We start from the raw sequence: 23485 nt of genomic DNA on the forward strand, positions 1-23485 counted from the left end.
CTCAGGGCGTGTTCAGTTTTCAAGGAACCAGTCGCTTTCTCTGCCGTCAAGCGGCGCCATTCATCTTACCACACCGCAACCCCGAAGGGAAGCGGGAGTGTTTGGAAGACCTTCACTTGGCAGCCCTCACTGGAAGGCTTACACCGGCTGATCCTATTGGATGGTTCCGCTGCCGACATCCGAACCGCTCGCCCCCGAGCGCCTGACTGGCGCTGTGGCCGATGCGGCGAAGCCGTCGCAGCAGCGACGTCGAGTACTATACCACGCCTGGGCCGCGAGATCAACAGGGTAAAATCAGGTAAACCACACATCCCAGGCAAACCCCATAGCCATCGTCCGTCGTCCATCAAAATCGCTTATGCGGCCCTAACCCTTCCTGTGAACAGAACGGGACGCCGCACTGCGACGTCCCGCATATTCAAGGCGACACAGAGCCCGTTCCGAACTCATTCAGAGTTCATCCACAGTCCATCCGCAGCTCGCCCGACGCCTTTTCCCATATTCCCTTGCCGCGCCGGGACCCATCCGGCTCCCGTCCAGAGCCCCTCCAGGCCGTCTCCCCGCCTGCCCAGACCCTGCGCTGTCCAGCCCCCGTACGGTCCGCAAGGGTACGCGAGGGTACACCTCGGAGGCCGCGCTCACTCGACTCTTCAAGTCCGCTCCGCATGAGCGGCGCATCAACGGCAGGATACATCCGCCGCAGGAGGATAGCGCCGTCGGCCGGCGGGTTCTCGCGCTCGCCCTACTCCTCGGTCCGCTCCCGCATCAGCGGGAACAACAGCACGTCACGGATGGAGGGCTGGTTGGTCAGCAGCATGACCAGGCGATCCACGCCGATGCCCAGCCCGCCCGTCGGCGGCATTCCGTGTTCCATGGCCGTCAGGAAATCCTCATCGATCTCGAGCGCCTCGTCGTTCCCCGCCGCCTTCTCGCGCGCCTGCTGTTCAAACCGTTGCCGTTGGTCGATGGGATCGTTCAGCTCAGTGAACGCGTTGCCATGCTCCCGGCCGACGATGAACAGCTCGAAGCGGTCCGTGAACCGCGGATCCTGCGCGTTTTTTCGCGCCAGCGGGGACACCTCGACCGGATGACCGTACACGAAGGTCGGCTGAATGAGCTTGTCCTCGACCTTCTGCTCGAAGAACTCGTTGACGATGTGCCCGTATTCCATCCCCGGGGTGATGTGCACCCCGTGCGCGGCCGCCAGCGCCCGCGCCTCCTCCGTGGAATGGACGCTCCAGAAATCGACGCCGGTGTGTTCGCGGATGAGATCGACCATGTGCCGGCGCGCCCACGGTCCGCCGAGATGCACCACCTCGTCCCCGTAGGGGATGTCCAGCGTGCCGTTGACCTCCTGCGCGACGTAGCGGATCATGTCCTCCGTCAAATCCATGATGTCGTGGAAGTCTGCGTACGCCTGATACAGCTCCAGCATCGTGAACTCCGGATTGTGCCGCGTGGACACGCCTTCGTTCCGATACACCCGCCCGATCTCGTACACCCGTTCCAGGCCGCCGATGATCAGCCGCTTCAGATGCAGCTCCAGCGCGATCCGCAGGTGCAACGTCATATCCAGCGCATTGTGATGCGTCACAAAGGGCCGGGCGTGGGCACCGCTGGCCACCGTATGCAGGGTCGGCGTCTCCACTTCCAGGAAGTCCCTGTCATCCAAAAAGCGGCGCATCGCCTGCACGATCTTCGACCGGGCGATGAACGTCTCGCGGACATCCGGATTCACAATGAGATCCAGATACCGTTGCCGGTAACGGCGTTCGACGTCCTTCAGACCGTGCCACTTCTCCGGGAGCGGCCGGAGCGACTTGGCGAGCACCGTGACGGACTCCGCCAGCACCGTGATCTCGCCCCGGTGGGTCCGAAACACCGGACCTTCCACCCCCAGGAAGTCGCCCAGATCCAGCAGTTGAAACACCTCGTACATATCCTGCCCCAGGACGTCGTACTTGGCGTAAATCTGAATGCTCCCCGTGCGATCCTGAAGGACGGCAAACGTCGCCTTTCCGTGGCCCCGACGCACCATCATGCGGCCGGCGATCCGCACGCGCAGCCCAATTTCATCCAATTCTTCTTTGGACTTGTCCGCCCCAAACGCCAGAATTTCGGCCGCGTGATGGGTCACTTCGTAACGGTGCCCAAACGGATCGATCCCGCGGGATTCCAATTCCCTCAGCTTATTGATACGCGTCTGATACAGGTCCCGCTCGTCCACAACTCACCTCTCCAGTCCAACGAAACGGACGAGGTCGTGGAGCTTCCCACCCTCGCCCGTCACAACTCAGTCTGATGTTCATCATACCACGAAGCCTGTCCGCCTGCGGACACGCCGGCGGGACGAAGTGCCTCAACCGGCGGTGATCCGCCGTCCGCTCACGGACGGTCAGCGCTTGATGCTGAGGATCTTGAACTGAATTGTCCCGGCCGGAACCGCGACTTCCACCACCGATCCGATGGACTTGCCAAGCAGCGCGCGCCCCACCGGAGATTCGTTGGAGATCTTGTTGCTCGCCGGATCCGCTTCGGCGGACCCCACGATGGTGTATTCGACTTCTTCGTCGAACTCGATGTCGCGCAGCCGCACCGTCGATCCGATGCTGACCACGTCGGTGTTCACGTCGTTGTCCTGGATGATGCGCGCGTTGCGCAGCATTTTTTCCAGCGTCATGATTCGCCCTTCGATGAAGGCTTGTTCATTCTTCGCGTCTTCATACTCGGAGTTCTCACTGATGTCACCGTAGCTGATGGCGAGCTTGATCCGTTCCGCCACCTCGCGGCGCTTCACGCTCTTCAGGTGCTCCAGTTCCTCCTCAAGTTTCTGCAGGCCTTCCGGCGTCAGCAGGACTTCCTTGTCAGCCATTCAGGTCTCTCCTTTGCAACCGCTGTGATACCCCTTGTACATATGCCATGGTGACATCTGAATATTCTTGTCCCTCAGTGTGAAAACACTGCCAGTACCGAAAGCGTACTAACAGTGTTGCGATCACGGGTCGGTTGCGTCGTCTATGCGCAATTATAGAGAGCGGTCCCCGGGATGTCAACGCATTCATGTGCAGCCAAAGACCGGTAGTTGTAAAACTCTCTTAAAGTTCCGGTGAGAAGAATCAGCCAAATTCATCCGGTCGTACCGGTCAATCCCCGCCTTTGTCCATTGACGATGCCGGCGTCGATCCCGGCGTCACACGTCGCCCCGGCCGTGATCGCCACCCGGGTCCTCCCGTTGGCGCGCTTCCGCCCCCGGCGCCATCGCTCCGCCCACCTGCGGCGAGGTCCCGAGCAGTTCCGCCTCGGTCACCTGCAGAATCTCGGTCAGCCGCTGTACCAAGGCGGGCGTCGGCGCGCGCGTCCCCCGTTCCAATCCGCCGATGATGGCGACACTCACGCCGGCGGCGGCCGCCAATTCCGCCTGGGTCCAATGCTTCAGTTTGCGGTACGCCCGCAACCGCCTAGCAAATACGTCCGACATCGCGCACCCCCCCGTCCTTGGCCATCGCGTCCGCCATTTCCCGAACCGTCCGTCCGCCGGGCCCGCGCAGCCCCGGCGCCAGGTCCGCCAACGGAATGAGGACAAAGCCGCGCGTCCACATCCGCGGATGCGGGATCTGCAACGTACGAAAACAAACGTACTCCCGGTCGTACAAAAGAATATCCACATCCAGCGTCCGCGGCCCGAACCGGACCTCGCGGACTCTGCCGAACCGCTGTTCTATCGCGTGGAGCGCGCCGAGCAGAGGCAGCGGGCGCAGGGTGACCTGCATGCGCACCACCAAATTCAAGAAATCGGGTTGCTGCAGATACCCGACCGGCCGCGTTTCATACACTCGGGAACAGGCCACCGGCCCCACCGCCATGCGCTGCAATTCATCCAAGGCGCCGAGCAGGTTGCGCACACGCGAGCCCTGATTGCTGCCCAGACCCAGGTACACCGTGTGCAGCGCCGGATCACTCCCGCACATCCCGGATGGCCTCCACCATTCTGCACGTTCTCACCGTCGCCAAAACATCGTGGACACGGACCATCTGCACCCCTGCGGCGACCCCCCAAGCCACCGTCGCGAGCGAGCCTTCCAGACGGTCGGCAGGGCTCGTCCCCAACGTTCTGCCGATCACGCCCTTGCGACTCGTGCCCAGGAGCACCGGCCATCCCAGTGAACAGTATTCGGAGAGGCGGCGCAAGATCTGAAGGTTTTGCTCGTACGTCTTGGCAAATCCGATCCCCGGGTCGATCCACAGCTTGTCCTCCGCGATCCCCGCTTCCAGGCAGCGGGCGACGCCTCTCCGCGTCTCCTCCATCAGGACATCAAACGCCCGCTCGGGGGCAGGTTCCGGACGGTTGTGCATCCAGATGTACACACAGCCGGCGTCGGCCACGACCTGCAACATGCGGGGATCGGCCAAGCCGCCCCAGACATCATTGATGATGTCCGCCCCCAACTCGAGGGCCCGCACGGCCGTCGACGCCTTGAACGTGTCCACGGAAACCGGTACGGGCGCGTGCGCGCACAGCTCCCGCAGGACCGGTTCCAACCGCCGCCACTCTTCGTCTTCCGGTACCGGCGTGTGCCCCGGGCGGGTGCTCTCCGCGCCGACGTCAATCACGTCCGCGCCTTCCTCCACCAGACGGTACGCGTGCGCGATGGCATCCTTCGGATGGTAAAACCGTCCCCCGTCCGAAAACGAGTCCGGCGTCACGTTGACGATCCCCATCACCAACGTCTTGGACGGCGTCCCGCCGCCTGTCAACCCATCCCGCCGATTCCTCTCCGGCACATTCTCCACCTCCCTGCCGGCTCACTCGGACGGCATCAGAGCTGACAACTCCTCCGCCGTGAACGTGTACCGGCTGTTGCAAAAGTGGCAGACGACCTCGGCCCCACCCTGGTCCCGGATCATCCCCTCCAGTTCGGCGCGGCCGAGGCTCCGCAGGACAGACGCGATGCGATCCCGTTCGCAGGTGCACCGGTACATCACCCGGCGCCGCTCCAACACCTTCGCACCCGGCAACACCCGCTCCAGCAGGTCCTCGGCCGAGGCCCCGGTTTTCAGGATGTCCGTGACACTCCCGAGCCCCGCCAGGCACTGTTCCACCATTTCCACATCCGCCTCCGTGTGACCGGGCATCAGCTGGACGATGAACCCGCCCGCCGCCAGGACGGAGTGGTCCGTGTCCACCAGCACCCCGGCCCCGACCGCCGACGGTGTCTGTTCCGAGACCGCGAAGTAATACGTGAAATCGTCGCCGATCTCCCCCGTCTGCAGCTCCGCGCTGCCCCGGTAGACATCGCGCAACCCCATGTCGCGCATCACGTACAGCATGCCGCGGCCGACGGCCGTGCCCACGTCGAGCTTCCCCAACGCGTTGTTGGGGAGATGCACATGCGGATGTTCGACATACCCCCGCACGTGCCCCGCCGCGTCGGCATCGACGACAATCTTGCCGAGCGGTCCGTCTCCGTCCACCTGCAGCGTCAACCGTTCCGCGTCCTTCAACAACATGCCCATCATCGCGCCGATGCTGGCCGTGCGGCCCAGCGCGGCCGTGGCCACGGGCCATGTTCCGTGCAACCGCTGCAGCGTGTTCACCAACTCCGTCGTCCGGCATGCGAAACCGCGGACCGGCCGTCCCGGCACGGTCGCACGAACCACCACGTCTTCCGCCGTCATCCCAGCGCTCCTTTCCATCCTGCCCGCGCCACGCCAGGCGGTGTTTCGGCTCCTCTCTACACTTCGCAGCCGACGATGGCCACGGACAGCTCCTTCGCCAAGTCCAGGTCCACCGGCGGTTGCACCGGTTCCCCCGTCGGCCCCTCCAGCAACCGCACCACCGGCCTATGGGTTTGCCGGCCCGTGCTGTGTACCACCACGCCCTTGAAGCCGTTCGACAGCCGCACCGTCATCCCGACCGGATAGACGGCAATCGTGCGAATGAACGTCTCGATCACGCGCGAATCGAACAGGGTCCCGTTTCCAGCCAGAAGCATCTCGTAGGCGTCGTGCGGCAGATAGCCGGGCCGGTACACCCGGTTGGCTGTCAGCGCCTCGTACACGTCTGCCACCGCCGCGATGCGCGCGAACAGATGTGTGTCCGCCCCCACCCGTCCGTGCGGATACCCAGACCCGTCTATCCGCTCATGATGGTGCAGGGCGATGATGGTGGACGCCGAGGCCAGTTCACCCGTCTCCTGCAGCAGTTCATATCCGTACACGGTGTGCAGTTTGACCGTCTCGTACTCCTCATCCGTCAAGCGCCCGGGCTTTTTCAGGATGGATTTGGGGACCCGCAGTTTGCCGACGTCGTGCAGCAGCGTGCCGAGCCCCAGATTCACCAGGTCGTCGTGCGAGAGGCGCAACCCGATGCCGAGCCCGAGCGCATACAGCGTCACATTCACCGAGTGGTGGTACAGCTCCCCGTCGGTCAGATACACGTTGCCGAAATGTTGCCCCACCTGCCCAAGGTCGCGCAATTGGGCGATGATCTCCTCCACCAACGGCCGCAGCCGTCCTCGCACGCGACTGGGCCGGATACGGTGGGGCGAGGGGGGCGAGGCGAGCTCCGTCAATGTGTCGTACGTGGCGGCCAACACCCGCTGCCGCATCTCCGGGGTGATTGGCTCCGCCGGTTCGATGTCGTCCGTCCGGTCATCTTCGATACACACCGATGAGATCCCGAGCGCCAGCAGTCGATCCACCCAGTGAGGCGTCAGCGTCACCCCGCGCGCCAAGAGCACGCGTCCGCGCTCGTCCAGAATGTGTCTGGCCAGAATCCGGTTCGGTTCGATGGTGCGCAGCGACACCCACCGCAAGCAAACCCCTCCTGCTCCCAGCCGGCGGTCCCGACAGACCGCCGGTTCTCCCGCCCGTGGATGGCACGCGCCGAGAACGAGGAAAGGACCCCCGAAGAGATTCGAGGGCCCCCTTCCCACGCGTGCTCACGACTCCATCAACGCGCGGATCTCCTCTTCGTCGACCGTCTCCTTCTCCAAGAGCAGCTGTGCCAGCGCCTCGAGTTTGTCCCGCCGCTCCGTCAGGATTTGTTTCGTCCGCTGATGACAGGATTCGACGATGCGTTTCATCTCCTCGTCGATCTCGTAGGCGACGCGATCGCTGTAGTTGGGTTCGAGGGAAAGATCGCGGCCGAGGAAGACCTGGCCCGTCCCCTGGCGACTCCCGAACTGCATCGGTCCCAGCCGCTCGCTCATCCCGTATTCGGTGACCATTTGACGGGCGATCCCGGTCACGCGCTGCAAGTCGTTCGACGCACCGGTGCTGATTTCATTGAACACGATCTCTTCGGCGACCCGCCCGCCCAAGAGCCCGCAGATGCGGTCGAGCATCTCCTGCTTGGTGGCGAAATAACGGTCTTCCTTCGGCAGCGTGATGGTGTATCCGCCCGCCATGCCGCGCGGGATAATGGTCACCTTGTGAACCGTCTCGCCGTTTTGGAGAAAGTATCCCACCACCGCGTGACCCGCCTCGTGATAGGCGACCAGCTTCCGTTCCTTCTCCGACATCACGCGGCTGCGCTTTTCCGGCCCGGCCATGACGCGGTCGATGGCCTCGTCGATGTCCTCCCAGGTGATCTGGGACTGCTGTTTGCGGGCCGCCAGCAGCGCCGCTTCGTTCAGCACGTTTTCCAGATCGGCACCCGTGAACCCGGGAGTCCGCTTGGCGATGACGTCCAGTCGCACGTCCGGCGCGAACGGCTTGTTGCGCGCGTGGACCTGGAGGATCTCCTCCCGCCCCTTGACGTCCGGGCGGTTAACGACAATCTGCCGGTCGAAGCGGCCCGGCCGCAGCAACGCCGGGTCCAGGATGTCCGGACGGTTGGTCGCCGCGATGATGACAATGCCTTCGTTCGCCGCGAAACCGTCCATCTCCACCAGCAGTTGGTTCAGCGTCTGCTCGCGCTCGTCGTGGCCCCCGCCGAGTCCCGCCCCGCGGTGGCGACCAACGGCGTCGATCTCGTCGATGAAGATGATGCAGGGAGCGTTCTTCTTGGCGGTCTCGAACAGGTCGCGCACGCGCGAAGCGCCGACGCCGACGAACATCTCGACGAAATCGGAGCCGCTGATGCTGAAGAAGGGTACGCCTGCCTCACCGGCCACGGCGCGCGCCAACAGCGTCTTCCCGGTTCCTGGCGGGCCGACGAGCAGGACCCCTTTCGGGATCCGCGCGCCCAAGGCCGAGAAACGTTTGGGGTCCTTCAAGAATTCGACGATCTCCTCGAGTTCGGCCTTTTCTTCATCCGCACCGGCAACGTCGCGGAACGTCACCTTCCGTTTCTCCTCCGAGTACAACCGGGCCCGGCTCTTGCCGAAGTTCATCACGCGGCTACCGCCGCCCTGCGCCTGGTTGAACAGGAAGAACATGAGAATGAGGATGAAGATGAACGGCACGACCGATTCGAGGACCTGAATCCAGACGGACGCCTTCGGTTGCGCCTCGTTGACGACGTCGAGTTTGTTGTTGACGAGAAAATCGGATACATCGTGGTCGAGCAAGGCGCGCGTGGTGAACTTGGTGTCGTCCGTCAACGTGCCGTCGATGGTGGCCGTCAGACCTTCGGGTGTCACATAGACCTGGCCCTTGACCTCGTGGTTCTGAACTTTATTGACGAACTCCGTGTAGGAGAGGACTTTCCGGGTGTGATCCTGACCGGTGATGTAGTCCACAACGCCCACGATGAGAAGCAAGATCAGGACGTAGAAGACAATGCTGCGGTAGAACCTGTTCATGCCTTACCTCCTCCCGGCCATGGCGCCCTCATTGTATCATACCGCGCACCCGCTCCGATAGCGGCGACGGACACAGATCCGGCCAGGATCTCAGCGTTCGTACACCTCGGGTTTGAGGACACCGACATAGGGGAGATTTCGATAGCGCTCCGCGTAGTCGAGCCCGTATCCCACAATGAACTCGTTGGGCACGACAAACCCCCGGTAGTCTGCCTCGATCTCCATCTTCCGCCCCTCCGGCTTGTCGAACAATGCGGCCACCTTGACACTGGCCGCCCGCCGGTGCAGCAGCACTTCTTTCAGATAGGCCAGCGTGAGCCCGGTATCGATGATGTCCTCGACGATGACGACGTGACGCCCCTCCACGGGCCGTTCCAAATCTTTTAGGATCCGCACCACGCCCGAGGACTTCGAAGCGGCCCCGTAACTGGACGTCGCCATGAAATCCATCTCGAGCGGGATGGTCACGCGTTTGACGAGGTCTGCCATGAACAGAACGGCGCCCTTGAGGACGCAGATAAAGAGCGGATTCTTGCCATCGTAGTCCGCGGACAACTGCCGGCCCATGCGATCAACACACGCGAGGATCTCCTCCTCGCTGAACAGAACCTTCTCCAAATCTGGATGCATACAAGCCTCCCGTGTCTTGCGAAGTCCCTCATCTGCCCATCCGCGCCTCACCCCGGCGGCATGAACGCCCGGACGGCCTCGGGTGCCCGGACCGTGTCGATCCGCCATCCCGGCCCGGCCTCCGGATCGAGCAGCCCGTGGCGGGCGCGCGACAAGCCGGGGAGCCAGAGGATCTCGCCTTCCCGCGCAAACCTGGGCCAACCCGCGCGCAGGGAACGCGGGACCTTGGCGTCGACGAACACGTCCTGCACCTTTTTCGTGCCGGTCAGGCCAAGAGGCGCGATGCGCTCTCCGGGACGACCCGGCCGCACCTCCACGGTGGGCCACTGTGGAAGCAGAAGGGTCCACGGTGCCACGTGCACCCCTTCTCTCCCGTGCCACGCGCGGCAGACGAATCGCCATTCGGCCCGCCCCGCGGCCGGGAGACACAGTTCCGCGCCGTCCGCCAACCGCCACTCCACCGGGGAAAACGTGGACACGTCCGATATTGGGCAAGCGTGTGACTGCGGCTCGACGTGCAACTGGCCGTAGGACCGGCGCACCACCCAGCCGCCCGGCAGGTGCACCGCAGCCGATGGCCGGCCTTGCACGCACAGCCGCCGCACGCTTTCGATGTGCGCGAACGTCCAATCGAGAACGGGGTTCCCTCTGGAGGTTAAACAATACAATAGTATTTTAATCGCCCGCCGTTGTAAAGCGACAGGCTCAGCCGCGAGCGCCGCGACGTCCACCGTCGCGCCGCCCGCCTCCAGGGTGCAGCAACGCTCGAACACGCGCCGGCCCTCCGCTTCCAAGTGGGCATCCTCGTCCTGGACGCCGAGGGCGGCCCTGGCGACCGTGGCGGCGATCCGCGGTTGGCGCTCCCGCAAGCGCGGGATCACTTCGTGGCGCAGGTAATTGCGCAGCGGATCCGTGAACCGGTTCGTCTCGTCCTCGACGTGGCGGAGGTGGTGCGCTTCTGCGTACGCCTCGATGTCCCGGCGCTCCACGCCGAGCAGCGGACGCACCCACGTCAGCCCGCCGTCGTCCGCGACGGGGCGAATGCCCCCCAGTCCCCCCAGGGACGCGCCCCGCGCCAGCCGCAACAGGATGGTCTCCAATTGGTCATCCGCATGGTGCGCGAGCCACACCCGCTCGGCCCCAAAGCGCTTGGCCGCCCGCCGGATGGCTTGGCGCCGGACGCGGCGGGCGTCCGCTTCCAGGCCCCGGCGTTCGCGGCTGGGGATGGATTCCACAGACACCCGTTCCACGGATGCAGGAATCCCCCATGCCCGCGCCAGTTCCGACACGAACCGGGCATCCTCGTCCGCGGCCGCCCGCAGCCCGTGGTGCACGTGCACCACCCGCAGTGCCACGCCATGCCACGGCTGCAGCAGCCACAACGTGTGCAGCAGCACCACGGAGTCCACGCCGCCCGAAACCGCCACGAGCCACGGCCGCCCCGCCCCGCGGTCCACGGCGGCCCAATCTGCGCACGCCCGTCGCACGGCCTCCGTCACGCGCCGCCCCGGCGCACCTGGAACCACCTGGGGTCCCCCCTTTGCCATCCCGCCAAACCGCCCGCGCGGCGGGTGTCCTCGCTTCTGCGGCGATCATACCACGGGGAAACCGCCCGGGCGTACACCCCTCGTCCCACGGCGGCGTGACGCCCCCGCGACCCTGCCGCGGCATCACCGCAGCCAGCCGAGAGACGTCAGCCAAGCACAGGCGGTCGACGTCAACGCGCCGATGAGCGAGATCCACATCAGCCACTCCGTCCAGTCCCGGCCCCGTTTCCGCCCAGCCCCAGGGCCCCGACCCGCGGCGACGGAGGCGGATGCGCCTGCGACCGCCGGCCGGCCCCTGGAAGCGGTTGGGTGCCCAGGGGCGGTTGGAACGCGCGGCCCGGGTCGGGCCGGCCGTGCCGCAGCCTGCCGACACCAGGCTGCGGCGAACTGCCGCGCGTCCATCCTGCCCGCGAGCGCCTGCTCCAGCAATGGGCGCACGCCCTCTGGCCACCGGCGGATCCCTCGGCGCAGCCATGACTGACGTTGGGCCGGCGTCTGCCCGGTCAACGACACGGGCGGCGCCAGCCCGCCCAAGCAGATGACGATGACCAGGGCCAACGCCGTCACGTCGTACGACGGTTCCGCCCGCCGGGTGCCCAGGCCCCAAAACGCCCGGTCGTAGTACGGGGTGAATTGCCGGACGGACCGCCCGAACGGCGTCACCCCGCCCGCGTCCACAAAGCGCACGTGCGGCGGGTCCCCCGCGATCACGATGTTGTCCGGTTTCAAATCACAGAAGGCGTACCCCGCGGCGTGGAGCTCCGCCAACCCTTCGGCGATGCCACGCACCACCGCGGCGGCCGCGTGGCCGGTCAGCCGGGCGGCCGCTTGGGACAGGGGGGTCCCCGGGATCCACTCCATGACATAAAAAAAGGCCGATGGGCCGTGATCATCAATCCACATCGGCTTCGGGAAGGTCCCCGACACACGGTGGAGACGCTCCAACACCGCCCACTCCAAGGCGATGTCGGAGGCGTTGGGGCAGACCTTCACCGCGGCGAGGCCCCGGCGCGTGCGCACCAGGTACACCTCGCCGTTGGCCCCGGTGCCGAGCGGGCGTTCCACCTGAAACGGCTCGCCGGTCCACTTGCCCACCACCCAATCGCCGCACTGCACACAGGCCAACTCCTCACGTCACGGCGCGACCGCCTCGTCGCCCCAACGGCGCACCGGCTGGTCGTCCGCCGTCGGCGGACGGTCTTCCTCGTCCCGCCCGCGGATCTCGTCGAACAGCGCCAGCCCCCGCTCGATGGCGGGCCCCGTCGGCGTGCCCCCGCGCGCCACCAGCATGTTCTCCAGCGCTGTCACGTTCAATTGTTCGGAGAACGGCTGAACCAGGCGGACCGGCTCATCTCCGCTGCCGGGGAACGCCAGCACGGCCACCCGGGATTCCCCTTGCCGGGCCTGGAGGGAGAAGGCCAGATCGCGGATCGCCTCCCGCACCGTCGCCATCTTGTCCTTCATGCTCGCGCTGGTGTCGACCGCGACCACCACGTGCAGGGACAGCTCCTCCTCCAACTTGTCCACCACCTGCATCACGCGCGACCGCTCCACCGGAGGCAGATCCTCGGCCGACTTGCCCATGACCTGCATCAGCTCCTGGTTGACCACCTGCTGCAACGTCATCTGCACCGTCTGCTGCGTCATCATCTGCGCGGTGGCCGACAGCAGCGACGGTTCCACCACTCTGCACATGCCGCCCCCCGCGTCGGCGATGGACATCGCCTCCTCGCGCCCGTGGCGCCCCATGTCTCCCTTGTCGACGACGCCGATCACGTTGACCACCACGCCCCGGCGGCGCGCTTCGGCCGCGGCGGCGACCGGATCGATCCCGACGTTCGAACACCCGTCGGTGATCACCAACAATTGCCGGATGACGGCTTGCTGGCCTCCCAAATCTTCCACCCCCCATACGGACTAGTAGCCAGTATGGACGGATTTTTCGGGCGTCATTCCGGCGGTCACGCCCCGCGGCGCTTTTCTTGGCGAAGCCCGCTGATATTCGGCAGGGAGATGGCCGCCCACTCCGGTTGATGAGCGGACACCAATGCCACCATCACCGTCATGTCGTCCCGGATCTCCCCGTGGTTGAGCCGGACGGCCGATTCCAGAAGCGTGTCCGCAATGGCCTGCGGATCGGTCGTCTCCAACTGCGCGATCCGGTGTTTCAACCAAGCCTCCTTGTCCTCCGTGTGCTGCGGCGCGTCGTAGACGCCGTCGGACACGAGGATGAGGATGTCCCCTGCCTCCAACTGTTTGACGATGGACTGGACCTCGATGTCCCGCAAGATGCCGATGGGTACGCTGCTGCCGCTGATGGTGTGCACGTCGCCGCCGCGTTTGATGAAGCAGGGCACGGACCCGATCTTCAGGAATTCCGCCCGTGCGCTGTACAGATCAATCAAGGCCATGTCGAGGGTGGTGAACACCTCGTCGCGGGATCGCAACAAGAGGGCGGAGTTCACCGTGCGCACCGCCAACCGCTCGTCGAACCCCGCCTGGAGCAGGCGCCCCAACAGGTCAATCGCGGCTTTGGACTCGCGCTGCGCACGTTCACCGTTGCCCATGCCGTCGCTGACCGCCACGGCGTACCGGCCGTTGCCGATGTCGAGCGCGGTGCACGAGTCGCCGGACACGGTGCGGCCGTCCCGGGCGACGGTGGCCACAGCGGTCTGGACGTCGAACAGGCGCGCGGACCGGAACACGGCGCGGCAGGGACCGGGCCCTTCGCTCACCTCGTGCACGGTGATGTGCTCGCCGACGATGCCGGACAGCAGCGGGGCGATGACCCGGGCCGAGTTTTCGTGCGCGCCCTGGGACGGCTGCGTGACCTCCACCTCCACCTTCCCCGGGTCGAGGCTGACGATGTGCACATCGTCCACGTACAGCCCCAGCTGCTCGAGGGCGGCCAGGATCTGCTCTTCGCCCCACAGCGTGGACTCGTTGCGCCGGTCGATCTCGTGTGCCACGGCCCGGATCACCTCCGCCACGCCGGCCAACTGCTGGGAGACGAGCTGCCGTTGTTCGTTGAGCTTCGCGAGCCACTTGGCGTCCCGGTCGGTGATCTCCAGGTTTTGGCGCAGCATGGACATCATCGTGTCGAGACGGACGCAGCGCTCCCGGAGGTCCGGCGTCGCCGGCGCGAAACGCGATCCGTCCGCTTCCAGGCGCTCGAGGGTGTGCGCGATGGCCTGATACGTGAGATACGCCTCTTTTCCCCAGCACTTCTCGCGCCGCGAGCAGGCCTGGCAGACCGTCGTGGCCACCCGGCCCACGGTGTGGTCCATCAACTGCTGCGCGGAAGCCGCCGGGCTGGCGCCGCCCTCGGCGAACGTGGCCGACAATTCGTCGAACACCTTTCCCAGGCCGTCGACCCGCTCCCACAGCAGTTTGCGCACCCTGCGCGCGTGAGCCCGCTCCGACTCCCGGTGTTCCGCCGTTCCCGGGACGTAGGAGGCCAATTCGCGCCGTAGCCGCTGTGGAGTGAACAGGAACAGCAGACAGGCGACACCGCTCGCCAGCGCGCTCGCCTCGGCCGCCGCGAAGCTGTTCGCGGCAGCCGCGCCGAGCAGCACGGAGCTGCCGGTGAACGCCACCGCTCCCCACAGCCGGCCCGCCTCCTTCAGGACGCCGGCGAGCAGTCCCGCGAAGGCCAACACCGCCACATCGGCCAGCCCACTGGTGTGGTGGACCACCGCCAACGTGCCCGTGACGACCGCCGTCGTGGTGGCCACCCCCGCGCCTCCGGCGGAGGCCATCAACAACACCAGCCAGTCCACCGCGACGCCTGCCACCGGTATGCCGGCGACCGTGAGGCCTGCCAGCCCGGTGATGACCGATCCCATCAGGATGGAGATGCTGACCCATTGTTCGAATCGCAGGGTGCGGCCGCCCGCATGGCCGGTGAAGATCGGCATGCACTGAATGAAGATGAGGGCCAGTACCGCCGCCAGGGCGCCGTCGGCGAACGCGATCATCAGATCATAACGGGTCCACACGGTTCCGACCGCGGCCAGCCGGGCGGTGGTATCGACGGCGCCAGCGATGAACGGCGCCCAGTGCAGGTCGGGCGGCCGGCGCGGAGACACAGCCTTGCGGCACAACAGGTACAACGCCATGTCGGCGGCGAGCAACCCGGCAGCTCCCAGACCGCCGCGTGTATAGGCGCCGGCCAGTGCCGCCAGCGCAGGCCAGCTGCGCCGGATTCCCAACAGTTCCACCAGCACGGCGAAGTACGCCACGGCAAACGGCGAGATCACGTGTTCGATGTCCGCGCGGCCGAGCAGCAACGCCAGCAGCAACAGCGCTCCCGTACGCACCCACCATGTCCGCGCCAGGGGCATCGCTTGCGACGGGAACGAACCCTTCAGGAGGTTCTTCCCCTTGCCCGTCACCACGACTTGGTAAGCCATCGTTCCTTCCCCCTCTGTGAGGTGTAGGGCCATTATACGGAGAGGGAATGGGTGGATTTTGTCAGTTCGCGGTGTCGAATGAAAGAAATGTTCCGACACTTATCGCCGCCGATGTGCTCGAGCCGACACCGTTCCCGCGATGGGGACGGGGCGGCGTGTCGCTCCCGGGCGATCCGCGCGGTGCCGGACAAAGTTTTTTATAATGGACCAAAAACCTTTGCGGAAACGGGGCATCAATGATGGAACAGGGATTTCCTGAAGAGAAGGCGCGCATGTCGTGGGAGACGTTTTTTGCCACCCAAAGCCGGGTGATGGCGCTGCGTTCAACGTGCCGCCGGCTGGCGGTGGGGTGCGTGATCGTCCGCGACAAGCGGATCATCGCCAGCGGGTACAACGGGTCCATCCGGGGGGATGTCCACTGCCTGGACGTCGGATGCAAGATGGTGGACGGCCATTGCGTGCGGGCGATTCACGCCGAACAAAACGCCCTGTTGCAGTGCGCCCGGTTCGGCATCTCAACGGAAGGCGCGGACCTGTACGTGACGCATCTGCCCTGCCTGCAGTGCACGAAGAGCATCATTCAAGCCGGGATTCGGCGCGTGTATTACGAGGAGGTGTACCGTCCGGATCCCTATGCGGCGGAACTGTTCGAGTTCGCGGGGATCCCGGTGGAGCAGGTGCACAGCGACCTCAACGCCCTGTTGCGCGCCCTCGCCAGACAGGAGCATGGACTGGATCTCCCCCATATACATAAGTAAACGCCTGCCATCCGGGTTGGGCGGGCGTCAGCTCGGGAAAGCGAGGGGGAAGAGGATGCCAGAGTGGCTGTGCAGCCAACTTCGGAGGGCGTTCCTCAACCACGACACGCGCTCCATTCAAATGTTGAACCAAGCCTTTTTTCGTTACCGGAACACCAAGGGCCTCACGCAGCCGTGATCACGGTCGCGCAGGCCCTCACGCATCGCCGGCTCGGCGCCGGCCCTGTGCCGGCGCGATGTCAGCCGGTCACGTGGAGCGTGGCGGCAATCCAGGTGCTGTAGCCGAAGATGCACGTGGACAGCAACAGCAATACGCTCCCGAACAGGTTCCGATCCCGCAGCAGACGGATCAGGCCCACCAAGGACATCACGGTAAACGCCAACAGGAAGACGGCAACCACCCAAGGATGCAGGTAGTGTTCCACCACGCCTCACCTCCGCCTCATCCGATTGCAACGTCCCAAGACCACGACAGCAATTATAATGAACCGGGCACGGATGGTCAAAATCGTCTGAAGCGCCAATCTGAAAGCGGTCTCAGGATTTTGGCGCGAGGAGCGTGCCGCGGAATTTTCCGACCACCCGCAACAGCACCTCCATGTCCACAGGTCCCAGCTGCACCTTGTACATATCGAGCGAAATATGGCAGCCGTCCCGATCATTGATGTCGTCGAACGCCAACATGACGCGCGTCCCGTCGCTCAACTCATACTCCAAATAGTAGCGTTCCACGGTGCCCTCCCCAGATGACGCGAGCGGGGCACCGCGGTGCCCCGCTCTGTATGTCTGCACGGTGTTCAGCCCCGGCGGCCGCCACGCCCGCCGCGCTTGGATTCACTCCGTCGAAGCGCCTGCAGCCGCTCCTCACTGTCCTTCATGAACCGCAGCAGTTTATCTTCGAACGACTGCCGGCTCCCGCCGCCATAGCGGCCGCCCGGCCGGCGCCGGCCGCCCGGGGACGGATTCGGGTTGTCCATCGCCTGCCGGATGGAGAGGCCAATCTTCCCATCCTTGTCGACGTGGATGACCTTCACCGTCACCGAGTCGTTGATCTTCAGATGGTCATGTATATCCTTCACGTAGTTGTGGGAAATTTCCGAGATATGCACGAGGCCCGTGACACCTCCCGGCAGCAAAACAAACGCGCCAAAATGCGTGATACCGGTGACCTTGCCCTCCAATTTGCTGCCGACCTCAATGGTCATAAAAAGGCGGTTCCTCCCTTAAGGTTTAAGACTCCCATCCATATCATACACAGATCCACGATGATGCATCAAGCGTCCCACTGCGGTGGCGTGCACATTCCCCGCTTCCACCGCCCCTGTCAGGGTTGTTTCTCCTGCACGTCGAACAGGACCTGGCCAGGCAAGGCCAGATTGTAATGGTCGCTGGCGTACCGCACGACGTACCGGTCATCCTGCAGTTGTTGAGCCTGTTTGGCCAAGCTGTCGTGCTGCTTCTGCAGAGCGGCCAGTTGCTGTTCCAGCTGCGCCTGTTTGGCGGAGAGCTGAGTCAACTGGGGCCGCTGCACGTGCCAGTAATGGTACGCCGCCCAAGCGCACACCGTGGCCAACATCAGGTAGCGGAGCTTGAATCTGCGCAGGGAACGCACCGACTTCTCCGCCGGCCCTCTGGAGGGAGTCCGGGAAGTGAGCGTAGCGATTTTTCCCACGACCATGGTCAGCCCCTTGATAAGGATTGGCGCGGCCGGTCAGTCCCGAACGCACTTTGATTTTACCCATTTCGACGCAGCCGTCCAAAAGTCCTCCCAATGGGTGTGAATGGTGTGGAAAATTCGCCTCATGAATGCGGTGTTCAGCAGGCGTTTCAAACCCGTGAGGCGGGCTGCAAGGCCGAGCAACCCAAACAGCGCGTCCTCCGCGCGGCAGAGCACCTGGTACACCAGGTGCAACAACCGCCACAGGAGGCGGAACCACAGCAGGACGGGAGCCACCAACAGCGCGTACACGGCGCGCCAGACCAGATGAATCAGTCCGCGGACCGCGCGGACGACGGCGAACGCGCTCCGGATGACCAGGGTGCGCACCGTCGCTCGGTACAACACGTACCCGGCGCCCAGCAGGAGAAACACGTACAGCCGGACGCGCCCGTCGTCGAAACGGAACACCAAATGGTACACCACAGCGGCCGAGACGAGCCAAAACAACAGGTCGAGCGCCGGGCGCATCCACCGGAACCACCGGCTGGCTCCCGTCACGGTGTTGTAGAGGTCAAACACAGTGCCCATCAACAGGCCGGCCGCCATCAGAGCCGTCAGGTAAGTCCACTGCGCCGCCATGGCGTTTACCGGAACAACCGCCCGACGACCCGTTTTTTCTGGGCCTGCTCGCTGACGTACGTCAGACTGGACACCGTGCCTTCAATCTCGACAATCCCCTGGTCCAAGTCCAGGTGTTTCATGTGCAGGTTGGTCCCCTGGATGGTCAACGGTCCGGCGGACGTCACGAGCGAAAACGCGTGGGCGTCGAAGCTCTCGACACTGGAGACACCGGTGACCTGCACCCACTTGCGGCCTTTGATGGAGATGTCGTGCGGCTCGGCAGAAGCCATGTGTCAGCCCCCCAACCTGTCCCGTCTCTGCTTCAGTGTATGATCCCATGCACCGGGATAGAACATCGCCGCCGGAGGCAGACAAGGAGGGGAGCGGAACCCCCCGGCGTCGTCACACCTGGGACAGACCGGATCCGGGTCGGCTGACCACAGCCCAAAACTCAATCAGATACGCGGCCACAACCATAAAAGACCGGCCCATGCGCCGGTCTTGGAATCGTCATTCTTCTTCGTCCTCCGCGTCCGCGTCCTCCGCCACCCCCGGCCCGGTCGAGCTCAACAGCTCGTACATCTCGCCGGCCGATTCCTTGCGCGGATTGTCCAACAACCGCAGCACTTTCACCTCGACCGTGCGATTTCCGTACCGGAGGGTGACGATGTCGCCGGGCGCCACTTCGGTACCCGCCTTGGCGACGCGTCCGTTCACCGAGACCCGGCCGGCGTCCGCCAACTCTTTGGCCACGGTCCGCCGTTTGACCAACCGGGACGACTTGAGGAACTTGTCGATCCGCAACTTACTTGGTCAGTTCCTTCAGGCGGTTGCCAGGCTTGAACGCGGGAACGGTGGACTCGGGAATCGAGATCACCTCGCCGGTCTGCGGGTTGCGGCCGGAGCGAGCGGAACGCTTGCGCGTCTCAAACGTGCCGAACCCAATGACCTGGACCTTCTCGCCAGCCGCCAGGGCCTCCTCGATGGCGCTGAACACGCTGTTCACCGCCGCTTCGGCGTCCTTCTTCTTCAGTCCCGTCTGCTCGGCAACCTTATTGATGAGATCCACTTTATTCACGTCTCAATGCCCCCTTCGTTGCATGTCAGACGATCTATTCGTCTTCTTCCCCGGAAATCCTGCTACCGTCGCGCCCCGAACGAGGAATTTCCGCGCCCGGGCGCCCCCGCTTTGGCCCGCCGCCACAGCGCGTCCAGGCGATCATCCGGGAGATCGGCCAGTTTCACCCCATCCGCTGCCGCGATGCGCTCCATCTGGCGGAAACGGGCGGCAAACTTCCGGGTGGCCTGAAGGAGCGCCCGGTCCATATCGAGATCGCAACGCCTGGCCAGATTGGCCGCGGCGAACAACAGGTCACCGAACTCCTCCTCCAGCCGATCCCGGTCCCCCCGCACCAACTCCTCGCGGAGTTCCGCCGCTTCCTCCTCGATTTTGTCGACGATGTCCTCTGCCCGCCGCCAGTCAAACCCGGCCTCGGCCGCCAGGCGCCCCGCCTGGACCGCCACCTGGGCCGGCGGGCGGGCCCATTTCAGGCGCGCCAAGGCGGACCCATCTTCGTCCTCACCCGCGTGCTCGCGCGCCTTGGCCGTACGCCACATCCGTTCGGCCTCCGCTTCGTCCTTCGCCGTCCCGTCGCCAAACACGTGGGGATGCCGCCGAATCAGCTTGTCCGCCAGGGCAGCATACACGTCCCGCAATGCGAAGGCTCCCTCCTCCGCGCCGATCTGCGCGTGGAGCAACACCTGCAGGAGGAGATCCCCGAGCTCGTCCGCGAGCGCGTCCGGATCGTCCTGATCAATCGCATCCGCCACCTCGTACGCCTCCTCGATGACGTAGCGGCGGAGCGACCGGTGTGTCTGCTCCCGGTCCCAGGGACAGCCCCCCGGCTCCCGCAGACGGCGGACCAGCCCCGCCAGGTACCACGGGTCTCTCCGCAGCGCCTCGTCCCCTGGCTCGGCCGGCGGGACGTACAGCGTGGTCACGTGGTCCACCCAGTCCACACGGTCGATCTCGTACAGCGGCATCCGTTCCATCCGCTCCTCACCCGGCACACCTGCGGCGCGCAGCAAGGTCACCGGATGGTCGTCCGGGTAGACCTCCATCAGCGTCAGCTTGACGTCGGATGCGACGGCGCGCTGAAACACCTGCGCGATGAGGGTGTGGCATCGGGGCTGCAGTTGGTCGGACCGCAGGACGGTGGCATCCAGCATCAGGAGGCCGTCAATCGGATCGACACCAAGTGCGCTCAACACCCCGTCGAGGAAACTCTGGCCCGGCCCCAGGACCACCTCGACCCCTTCCCCAGGTGCGGCCGCCAACAGATTGCGGACCGACTGTTCCGCCACGCCGGGGTGTCCGGGCACCGCGTACACCAGCCCGCCCGCGCGCTTCGCTTCGTCCAGCAGCGTGCGCGCGATGCGCGCGTACACCTGCGCAAACGTCTCTCCTTGCTCGTAATGGTCGTCCAGCGCCCGGAACTTCAGGCCTCTCCGGCGCAGCTCCGGAACGACAGGATGCATTGCCGTGCGCAAAAACACCGGCAAGCCGGCGCCGAGCAGTTCCAGGCTGCCGACCGGAACCCCCGCCCAGCTTCCCGGGCCGAGGCCTATGACGTGGATCTTCGGCATGGAAGCCCTCCTCGCGCAGCGTCCTTAAGTGCGCAACAACCCGAGCTTGGAACACCAGGCGGCCAAGCGCGGCCCGACCTTGGGCACCGCCTCCAGTTCAGCGCGGGACAGGGCGCCGCAGGCCGCCAAAGCCAGGAAGTAGATCAACCCCCCGCCCAGCACCATCGCCGCGGCGGCCACGGCCACCCATTCCCGCGGTTGCGACAGCCCGCCCCACATCATCCACTGGCGGCTCATGGCGAAAACGAACCCGCCCATGACGAAGGTGGCCAGTCCCGGGCGCACCGCCCAGTTCAACCAGTCGATTCGCACGCCGAGATACCGCCGGACGGCCCACAGGTTCAACAGGGTGGCCACGGCGTAGCCGAGCACCGTCGCCAGCGCCGCCCCGCGGATGCCTGAGCCGGCGACCCAGGCCAGGTTCCCCGCCACCTTGCAGGCGGATCCGGCGAGCAGGTGAAGGACCGGGAGGTACACCCATCCCGCGCCCTGCAAGACGGCGGCCAACGTGGTCTGAAGGCTGGCGAACACGGTGGCGAACGCCATCACCTGAATGACGTCGCTGCCCGCCGTGTCCTTGAACAGGGCCAGGTCCACAGGGCGGGCCAGGAGCGCCAAGCCCACCGCCGCCGGCAGCGACAGGAGTAAGGTGAGCCGGACGGCCTGGTCAACCCGGTCCTCCATCAACCGGCGGAAACCGAGCGTGAACGCCTCGGACACCGCCGGCATCACCGCAATGCCAATGCTGGATGCGAGCGTCGTCGGCAGCATCATCAGCTTGAACGCCCGGCCGGTGAGCAGGCCAAACTCCGCCGTCGCCGTGGCCTGGGGTTCTCCGGATTGCTTCAGCAAATTGACCACCGTCACCACGTCGACGTTGTTCATCAGCGGCACCACGAGCGCGCCGAGGCTGATGGGCAACGCGTAGTACAGCAGACGGCGGGCCGCCCCCGGGCGCGCTCCCGCCCGCCGGAGGCGATGATCGGCGCCCGTCTCGGGATGCCGTGTCACCCAATAATAACCGAGCAGCAGCAATCCGGCAAAGGCGCCGGTGACCGCGCCGAATGCCGCCCCGGCGGCCGCGGCCGCTTCGCCGTATCCCTGCCGCATCAGCCAGACCGCCATGACCAGGATGGTCGCGACGCGTACGAACTGTTCCACCACCTGGGACACGGCTGTCGGATACATCCATTGAAATCCTTGAAAATATCCCCGGAGCGCGCTCATCACGGGAACCAGCAAGAGCGCCGGAGCAATCGCCCGGATGGCCCAGGCGGCCCGCGCGTCCCCCGCGACCTTGGCCCACAGGTCGGCACCCAAAAAGAGGATGGCGAACGTCACCACCCCCGCCCCGGTCAGCATCCATCCGGCGACCCGGAGCGTGTGGCGGACCTCCGCATCCTCGCCGCGGGCCAATTGTTCGGAGACCAATTTGGAGACGGCGACCGGAAACCCGGCAGTGGCGATGGCGAGCAGGGTGGCATAGATGGGGTAGGCCATCTGGAACAACCCCATCCCGCTGTCCCCGATCACGTTCTGCAGCACAATGGTGTAGACAGAACCGAGCAGTTTGGCCACCATCGCCGCCCCGGCCAACAGCATGGCGCCGTGGACGAACCCTCGCTGCGGCGGCACGCCGAATCCCCCCTCGTGTCCAGCGTATCGCTAATCTATATGGACAGCCAGGGGAGGATAGTCCAGCGCCAAACAGAAAGGCCCGCTGGTCACAGCGGGCCGCTTGCTCCGGAAGAACTCACTGCTCCATTTGTTTTCCCAGGAAACCCGCCGCCGTCTCGCACAACTTCTTCTCCAGCTCGCCCATCTTCACGCCTTCTTCCCGGGACAGGAGGATGACCGCGCCGATGGGATCCCCCGCGGCGATGATGGGCGCGATCACGCGGGAGGTGAATCGTTCGCTCCGCTCGCGCACCACCGTGTACTCACCCGCCTGCGCATTGACGATGGTCTTGCGATCTTCCATCGCCTGCTCGACGTCGTCGCTGATGGGCTTGTCCAAAAAGTCCTTCTTGGGGGCGCCAGACACGGCAATGATGACGTCCCTGTCGGTAATGAGTGCGATATGGCCCGTCGAGTCCGCCAGGGATTCCGCATACTCTTTCGCGAAATCACCGAGTTCTCCGATCGGCGAGTATTTCTTCAGGATGACTTCTCCATCGCGATCGACAAAGATTTCTAAGGGATCTCCTTCCCGAATGCGCAGCGTCCGTCGAATTTCTTTCGGAATCACAACCCGGCCGAGGTCATCAATCCTCCGTACGATGCCTGTTGCCTTCAAATGTTGATCCCCACCTTTTTTATCCTGAAGTTGCAAAACCCTTCTCGCTCGCTCACCTCTGCACCGTGACTTCCCGCACAGACCTGGTACATGCCAGTTTGTGTCTGACGCCTCTGCGGATTCCTGACGTGCACTTATTATGTTGCGGCTTCCATCCCCGTATGCACC

At 65.0% G+C, this 23485-nt stretch carries 26 protein-coding genes; 2 read left to right on the forward strand and 24 right to left on the reverse strand.

The window, feature by feature from the left end:
* Positions 1 to 742 precede the first annotated feature (742 nt).
* From lysS to spoIIE, 13 genes are all read right to left on the reverse strand, one after another.
* Entirely contained in the window at positions 743 to 2227 is a 1485-nt protein-coding gene (gene lysS / locus BM357_RS13850; protein ID WP_074954668.1) for a lysine--tRNA ligase, read from the reverse strand.
* A gap of 168 nt (positions 2228 to 2395) precedes the next feature.
* Positions 2396 to 2872, reverse strand: a complete 477-nt coding sequence (gene greA, locus BM357_RS13855; protein WP_029421914.1) for a transcription elongation factor GreA — start codon at positions 2870 to 2872, stop codon at positions 2396 to 2398.
* A gap of 318 nt (positions 2873 to 3190) precedes the next feature.
* A complete protein-coding gene (locus tag BM357_RS13860) occupies positions 3191 to 3478 on the reverse strand; it encodes a helix-turn-helix domain-containing protein (RefSeq protein ID WP_083430534.1) in 288 nt (95 codons plus the stop codon).
* Positions 3459 to 3968, reverse strand: a complete 510-nt coding sequence (folK, locus tag BM357_RS13865) for a 2-amino-4-hydroxy-6-hydroxymethyldihydropteridine diphosphokinase (RefSeq protein WP_074954674.1) — start codon at positions 3966 to 3968, stop codon at positions 3459 to 3461. The genes BM357_RS13860 and folK overlap by 20 nt, the downstream gene beginning before the upstream one ends.
* On the reverse strand, positions 3955 to 4782 hold the full coding sequence (gene folP / locus BM357_RS13870; RefSeq protein ID WP_074954678.1) for a dihydropteroate synthase: 828 nt from the start codon (positions 4780 to 4782) through the stop codon (positions 3955 to 3957). The genes folK and folP overlap by 14 nt, the downstream gene beginning before the upstream one ends.
* Positions 4783 to 4803: 21 nt before the next feature.
* Positions 4804 to 5676 carry an Hsp33 family molecular chaperone HslO gene (gene hslO, locus BM357_RS13875; RefSeq protein WP_139234731.1) on the reverse strand — a complete coding sequence of 291 codons (873 nt, stop codon included), beginning with the start codon at positions 5674 to 5676 and terminating at the stop codon, positions 4804 to 4806.
* Positions 5677 to 5732: 56 nt separating this feature from the next.
* On the reverse strand, positions 5733 to 6806 hold the full coding sequence (locus BM357_RS13880) for an HD-GYP domain-containing protein (RefSeq protein WP_245784008.1): 1074 nt from the start codon (positions 6804 to 6806) through the stop codon (positions 5733 to 5735).
* A gap of 135 nt (positions 6807 to 6941) precedes the next feature.
* Positions 6942 to 8747 carry an ATP-dependent zinc metalloprotease FtsH gene (gene ftsH / locus BM357_RS13885; protein WP_074954688.1) on the reverse strand — a complete coding sequence of 602 codons (1806 nt, stop codon included), beginning with the start codon at positions 8745 to 8747 and terminating at the stop codon, positions 6942 to 6944.
* A 90-nt stretch (positions 8748 to 8837) separates the two neighbouring features.
* The gene (gene hpt, locus BM357_RS13890) at positions 8838 to 9377 is read right to left on the reverse strand and encodes a hypoxanthine phosphoribosyltransferase (RefSeq protein ID WP_074954689.1); all 540 of its coding nucleotides are present in this window, start codon (positions 9375 to 9377) and stop codon (positions 8838 to 8840) included.
* A 47-nt stretch (positions 9378 to 9424) separates the two neighbouring features.
* Complete coding sequence (tilS, locus tag BM357_RS13895; RefSeq protein WP_074954692.1) at positions 9425 to 10903, reverse strand: tRNA lysidine(34) synthetase TilS; 1479 nt, start codon at positions 10901 to 10903, stop codon at positions 9425 to 9427.
* A 144-nt stretch (positions 10904 to 11047) separates the two neighbouring features.
* Positions 11048 to 12040 carry a protein kinase domain-containing protein gene (locus tag BM357_RS13900; RefSeq protein ID WP_175511543.1) on the reverse strand — a complete coding sequence of 331 codons (993 nt, stop codon included), beginning with the start codon at positions 12038 to 12040 and terminating at the stop codon, positions 11048 to 11050.
* A gap of 18 nt (positions 12041 to 12058) precedes the next feature.
* Positions 12059 to 12820 (reverse strand): vWA domain-containing protein, encoded by a 762-nt coding sequence (locus BM357_RS13905; RefSeq protein WP_074954698.1) that lies wholly within the window; start codon positions 12818 to 12820, stop codon positions 12059 to 12061.
* 65 nt (positions 12821 to 12885) lie between these two features.
* Positions 12886 to 15336, reverse strand: a complete 2451-nt coding sequence (gene spoIIE / locus BM357_RS13910) for a stage II sporulation protein E (protein WP_074954701.1) — start codon at positions 15334 to 15336, stop codon at positions 12886 to 12888.
* 239 nt (positions 15337 to 15575) lie between these two features.
* Here spoIIE and BM357_RS13915 point away from each other — a divergent pair, with 239 nt between their 5' ends.
* Entirely contained in the window at positions 15576 to 16094 is a 519-nt protein-coding gene (locus BM357_RS13915) for a ComE operon protein 2 (protein WP_217647698.1), read from the forward strand.
* Positions 16095 to 16149: 55 nt separating this feature from the next.
* Positions 16150 to 16272, forward strand: a complete 123-nt coding sequence (gene cmpA, locus BM357_RS19440; protein WP_139234732.1) for a cortex morphogenetic protein CmpA — start codon at positions 16150 to 16152, stop codon at positions 16270 to 16272.
* 61 nt (positions 16273 to 16333) lie between these two features.
* On the opposite strand, the gene BM357_RS13920 is transcribed toward cmpA, so the two are convergent.
* The 11 genes from BM357_RS13920 to spoVT all read right to left on the reverse strand — a co-directional run bounded on the left by BM357_RS13920 (position 16334) and on the right by spoVT (position 23317).
* Complete coding sequence (locus BM357_RS13920) at positions 16334 to 16522, reverse strand: DUF2759 family protein (protein ID WP_035462182.1); 189 nt, start codon at positions 16520 to 16522, stop codon at positions 16334 to 16336.
* A 109-nt stretch (positions 16523 to 16631) separates the two neighbouring features.
* Positions 16632 to 16826 (reverse strand): hypothetical protein, encoded by a 195-nt coding sequence (locus BM357_RS13925; protein WP_074954707.1) that lies wholly within the window; start codon positions 16824 to 16826, stop codon positions 16632 to 16634.
* A gap of 65 nt (positions 16827 to 16891) precedes the next feature.
* A complete protein-coding gene (locus BM357_RS13930) occupies positions 16892 to 17299 on the reverse strand; it encodes a S1 domain-containing RNA-binding protein (protein ID WP_074954710.1) in 408 nt (135 codons plus the stop codon).
* Positions 17300 to 17418: 119 nt separating this feature from the next.
* Positions 17419 to 17772 carry an FtsB family cell division protein gene (locus tag BM357_RS13935; protein WP_083430536.1) on the reverse strand — a complete coding sequence of 118 codons (354 nt, stop codon included), beginning with the start codon at positions 17770 to 17772 and terminating at the stop codon, positions 17419 to 17421.
* Between the two features lie 33 nt (positions 17773 to 17805).
* Positions 17806 to 18393, reverse strand: a complete 588-nt coding sequence (gene yabQ / locus BM357_RS13940) for a spore cortex biosynthesis protein YabQ (protein WP_074954715.1) — start codon at positions 18391 to 18393, stop codon at positions 17806 to 17808.
* 5 nt (positions 18394 to 18398) lie between these two features.
* Positions 18399 to 18665, reverse strand: a complete 267-nt coding sequence (gene yabP / locus BM357_RS13945) for a sporulation protein YabP (RefSeq protein ID WP_074954717.1) — start codon at positions 18663 to 18665, stop codon at positions 18399 to 18401.
* Positions 18666 to 18885: 220 nt separating this feature from the next.
* Positions 18886 to 19179, reverse strand: a complete 294-nt coding sequence (locus BM357_RS13950) for an RNA-binding S4 domain-containing protein (RefSeq protein ID WP_074954720.1) — start codon at positions 19177 to 19179, stop codon at positions 18886 to 18888.
* Position 19180: 1 nt separating this feature from the next.
* Positions 19181 to 19453: an HU family DNA-binding protein gene (locus tag BM357_RS13955; protein ID WP_029421934.1), complete on the reverse strand. Its 273-nt coding sequence runs from the start codon at positions 19451 to 19453 to the stop codon at positions 19181 to 19183.
* Positions 19454 to 19515: 62 nt separating this feature from the next.
* Positions 19516 to 21021, reverse strand: a complete 1506-nt coding sequence (yabN, locus tag BM357_RS13960) for a bifunctional methyltransferase/pyrophosphohydrolase YabN (protein ID WP_074954723.1) — start codon at positions 21019 to 21021, stop codon at positions 19516 to 19518.
* Between the two features lie 24 nt (positions 21022 to 21045).
* A complete protein-coding gene (locus tag BM357_RS13965; RefSeq protein ID WP_083430537.1) occupies positions 21046 to 22656 on the reverse strand; it encodes a putative polysaccharide biosynthesis protein in 1611 nt (536 codons plus the stop codon).
* A 118-nt stretch (positions 22657 to 22774) separates the two neighbouring features.
* Positions 22775 to 23317 carry a stage V sporulation protein T gene (gene spoVT, locus BM357_RS13970; protein WP_074954726.1) on the reverse strand — a complete coding sequence of 181 codons (543 nt, stop codon included), beginning with the start codon at positions 23315 to 23317 and terminating at the stop codon, positions 22775 to 22777.
* Between the last annotated feature and the right edge of the window lie 168 nt (positions 23318 to 23485).

The organism is Paenalicyclobacillus macrosporangiidus (assembly GCF_900116805.1).
Taxonomy (GTDB): Bacteria; Bacillota; Bacilli; order Alicyclobacillales; family Alicyclobacillaceae; genus Alicyclobacillus_H; species Alicyclobacillus_H macrosporangiidus.

What these genes read in the sequence shown, in the direction of transcription:
- greA (WP_029421914.1), bottom strand. Translation starts at nt 2,872, where the DNA reads ATGGCTGACAAGGAAGTCCTGCTGACGCCGGAAGGCCTGCAGAAACTT.
- BM357_RS13860 (WP_083430534.1), bottom strand. Translation starts at nt 3,478, where the DNA reads ATGTCGGACGTATTTGCTAGGCGGTTGCGGGCGTACCGCAAACTGAAG.
- folK (WP_074954674.1), bottom strand. Translation starts at nt 3,968, where the DNA reads ATGTGCGGGAGTGATCCGGCGCTGCACACGGTGTACCTGGGTCTGGGC.
- hslO (WP_139234731.1), bottom strand. Translation starts at nt 5,676, where the DNA reads ATGACGGCGGAAGACGTGGTGGTTCGTGCGACCGTGCCGGGACGGCCG.
- ftsH (WP_074954688.1), bottom strand. Translation starts at nt 8,747, where the DNA reads ATGAACAGGTTCTACCGCAGCATTGTCTTCTACGTCCTGATCTTGCTT.
- hpt (WP_074954689.1), bottom strand. Translation starts at nt 9,377, where the DNA reads ATGCATCCAGATTTGGAGAAGGTTCTGTTCAGCGAGGAGGAGATCCTC.
- spoIIE (WP_074954701.1), bottom strand. Translation starts at nt 15,336, where the DNA reads ATGGCTTACCAAGTCGTGGTGACGGGCAAGGGGAAGAACCTCCTGAAG.
- BM357_RS13915 (WP_217647698.1), top strand. Translation starts at nt 15,576, where the DNA reads ATGGAACAGGGATTTCCTGAAGAGAAGGCGCGCATGTCGTGGGAGACG.
- cmpA (WP_139234732.1), top strand. Translation starts at nt 16,150, where the DNA reads ATGCCAGAGTGGCTGTGCAGCCAACTTCGGAGGGCGTTCCTCAACCAC.
- BM357_RS13930 (WP_074954710.1), bottom strand. Translation starts at nt 17,299, where the DNA reads ATGACCATTGAGGTCGGCAGCAAATTGGAGGGCAAGGTCACCGGTATC.
- BM357_RS13935 (WP_083430536.1), bottom strand. Translation starts at nt 17,772, where the DNA reads ATGGTCGTGGGAAAAATCGCTACGCTCACTTCCCGGACTCCCTCCAGA.
- yabQ (WP_074954715.1), bottom strand. Translation starts at nt 18,393, where the DNA reads ATGGCGGCGCAGTGGACTTACCTGACGGCTCTGATGGCGGCCGGCCTG.
- yabP (WP_074954717.1), bottom strand. Translation starts at nt 18,665, where the DNA reads ATGGCTTCTGCCGAGCCGCACGACATCTCCATCAAAGGCCGCAAGTGG.
- yabN (WP_074954723.1), bottom strand. Translation starts at nt 21,021, where the DNA reads ATGCCGAAGATCCACGTCATAGGCCTCGGCCCGGGAAGCTGGGCGGGG.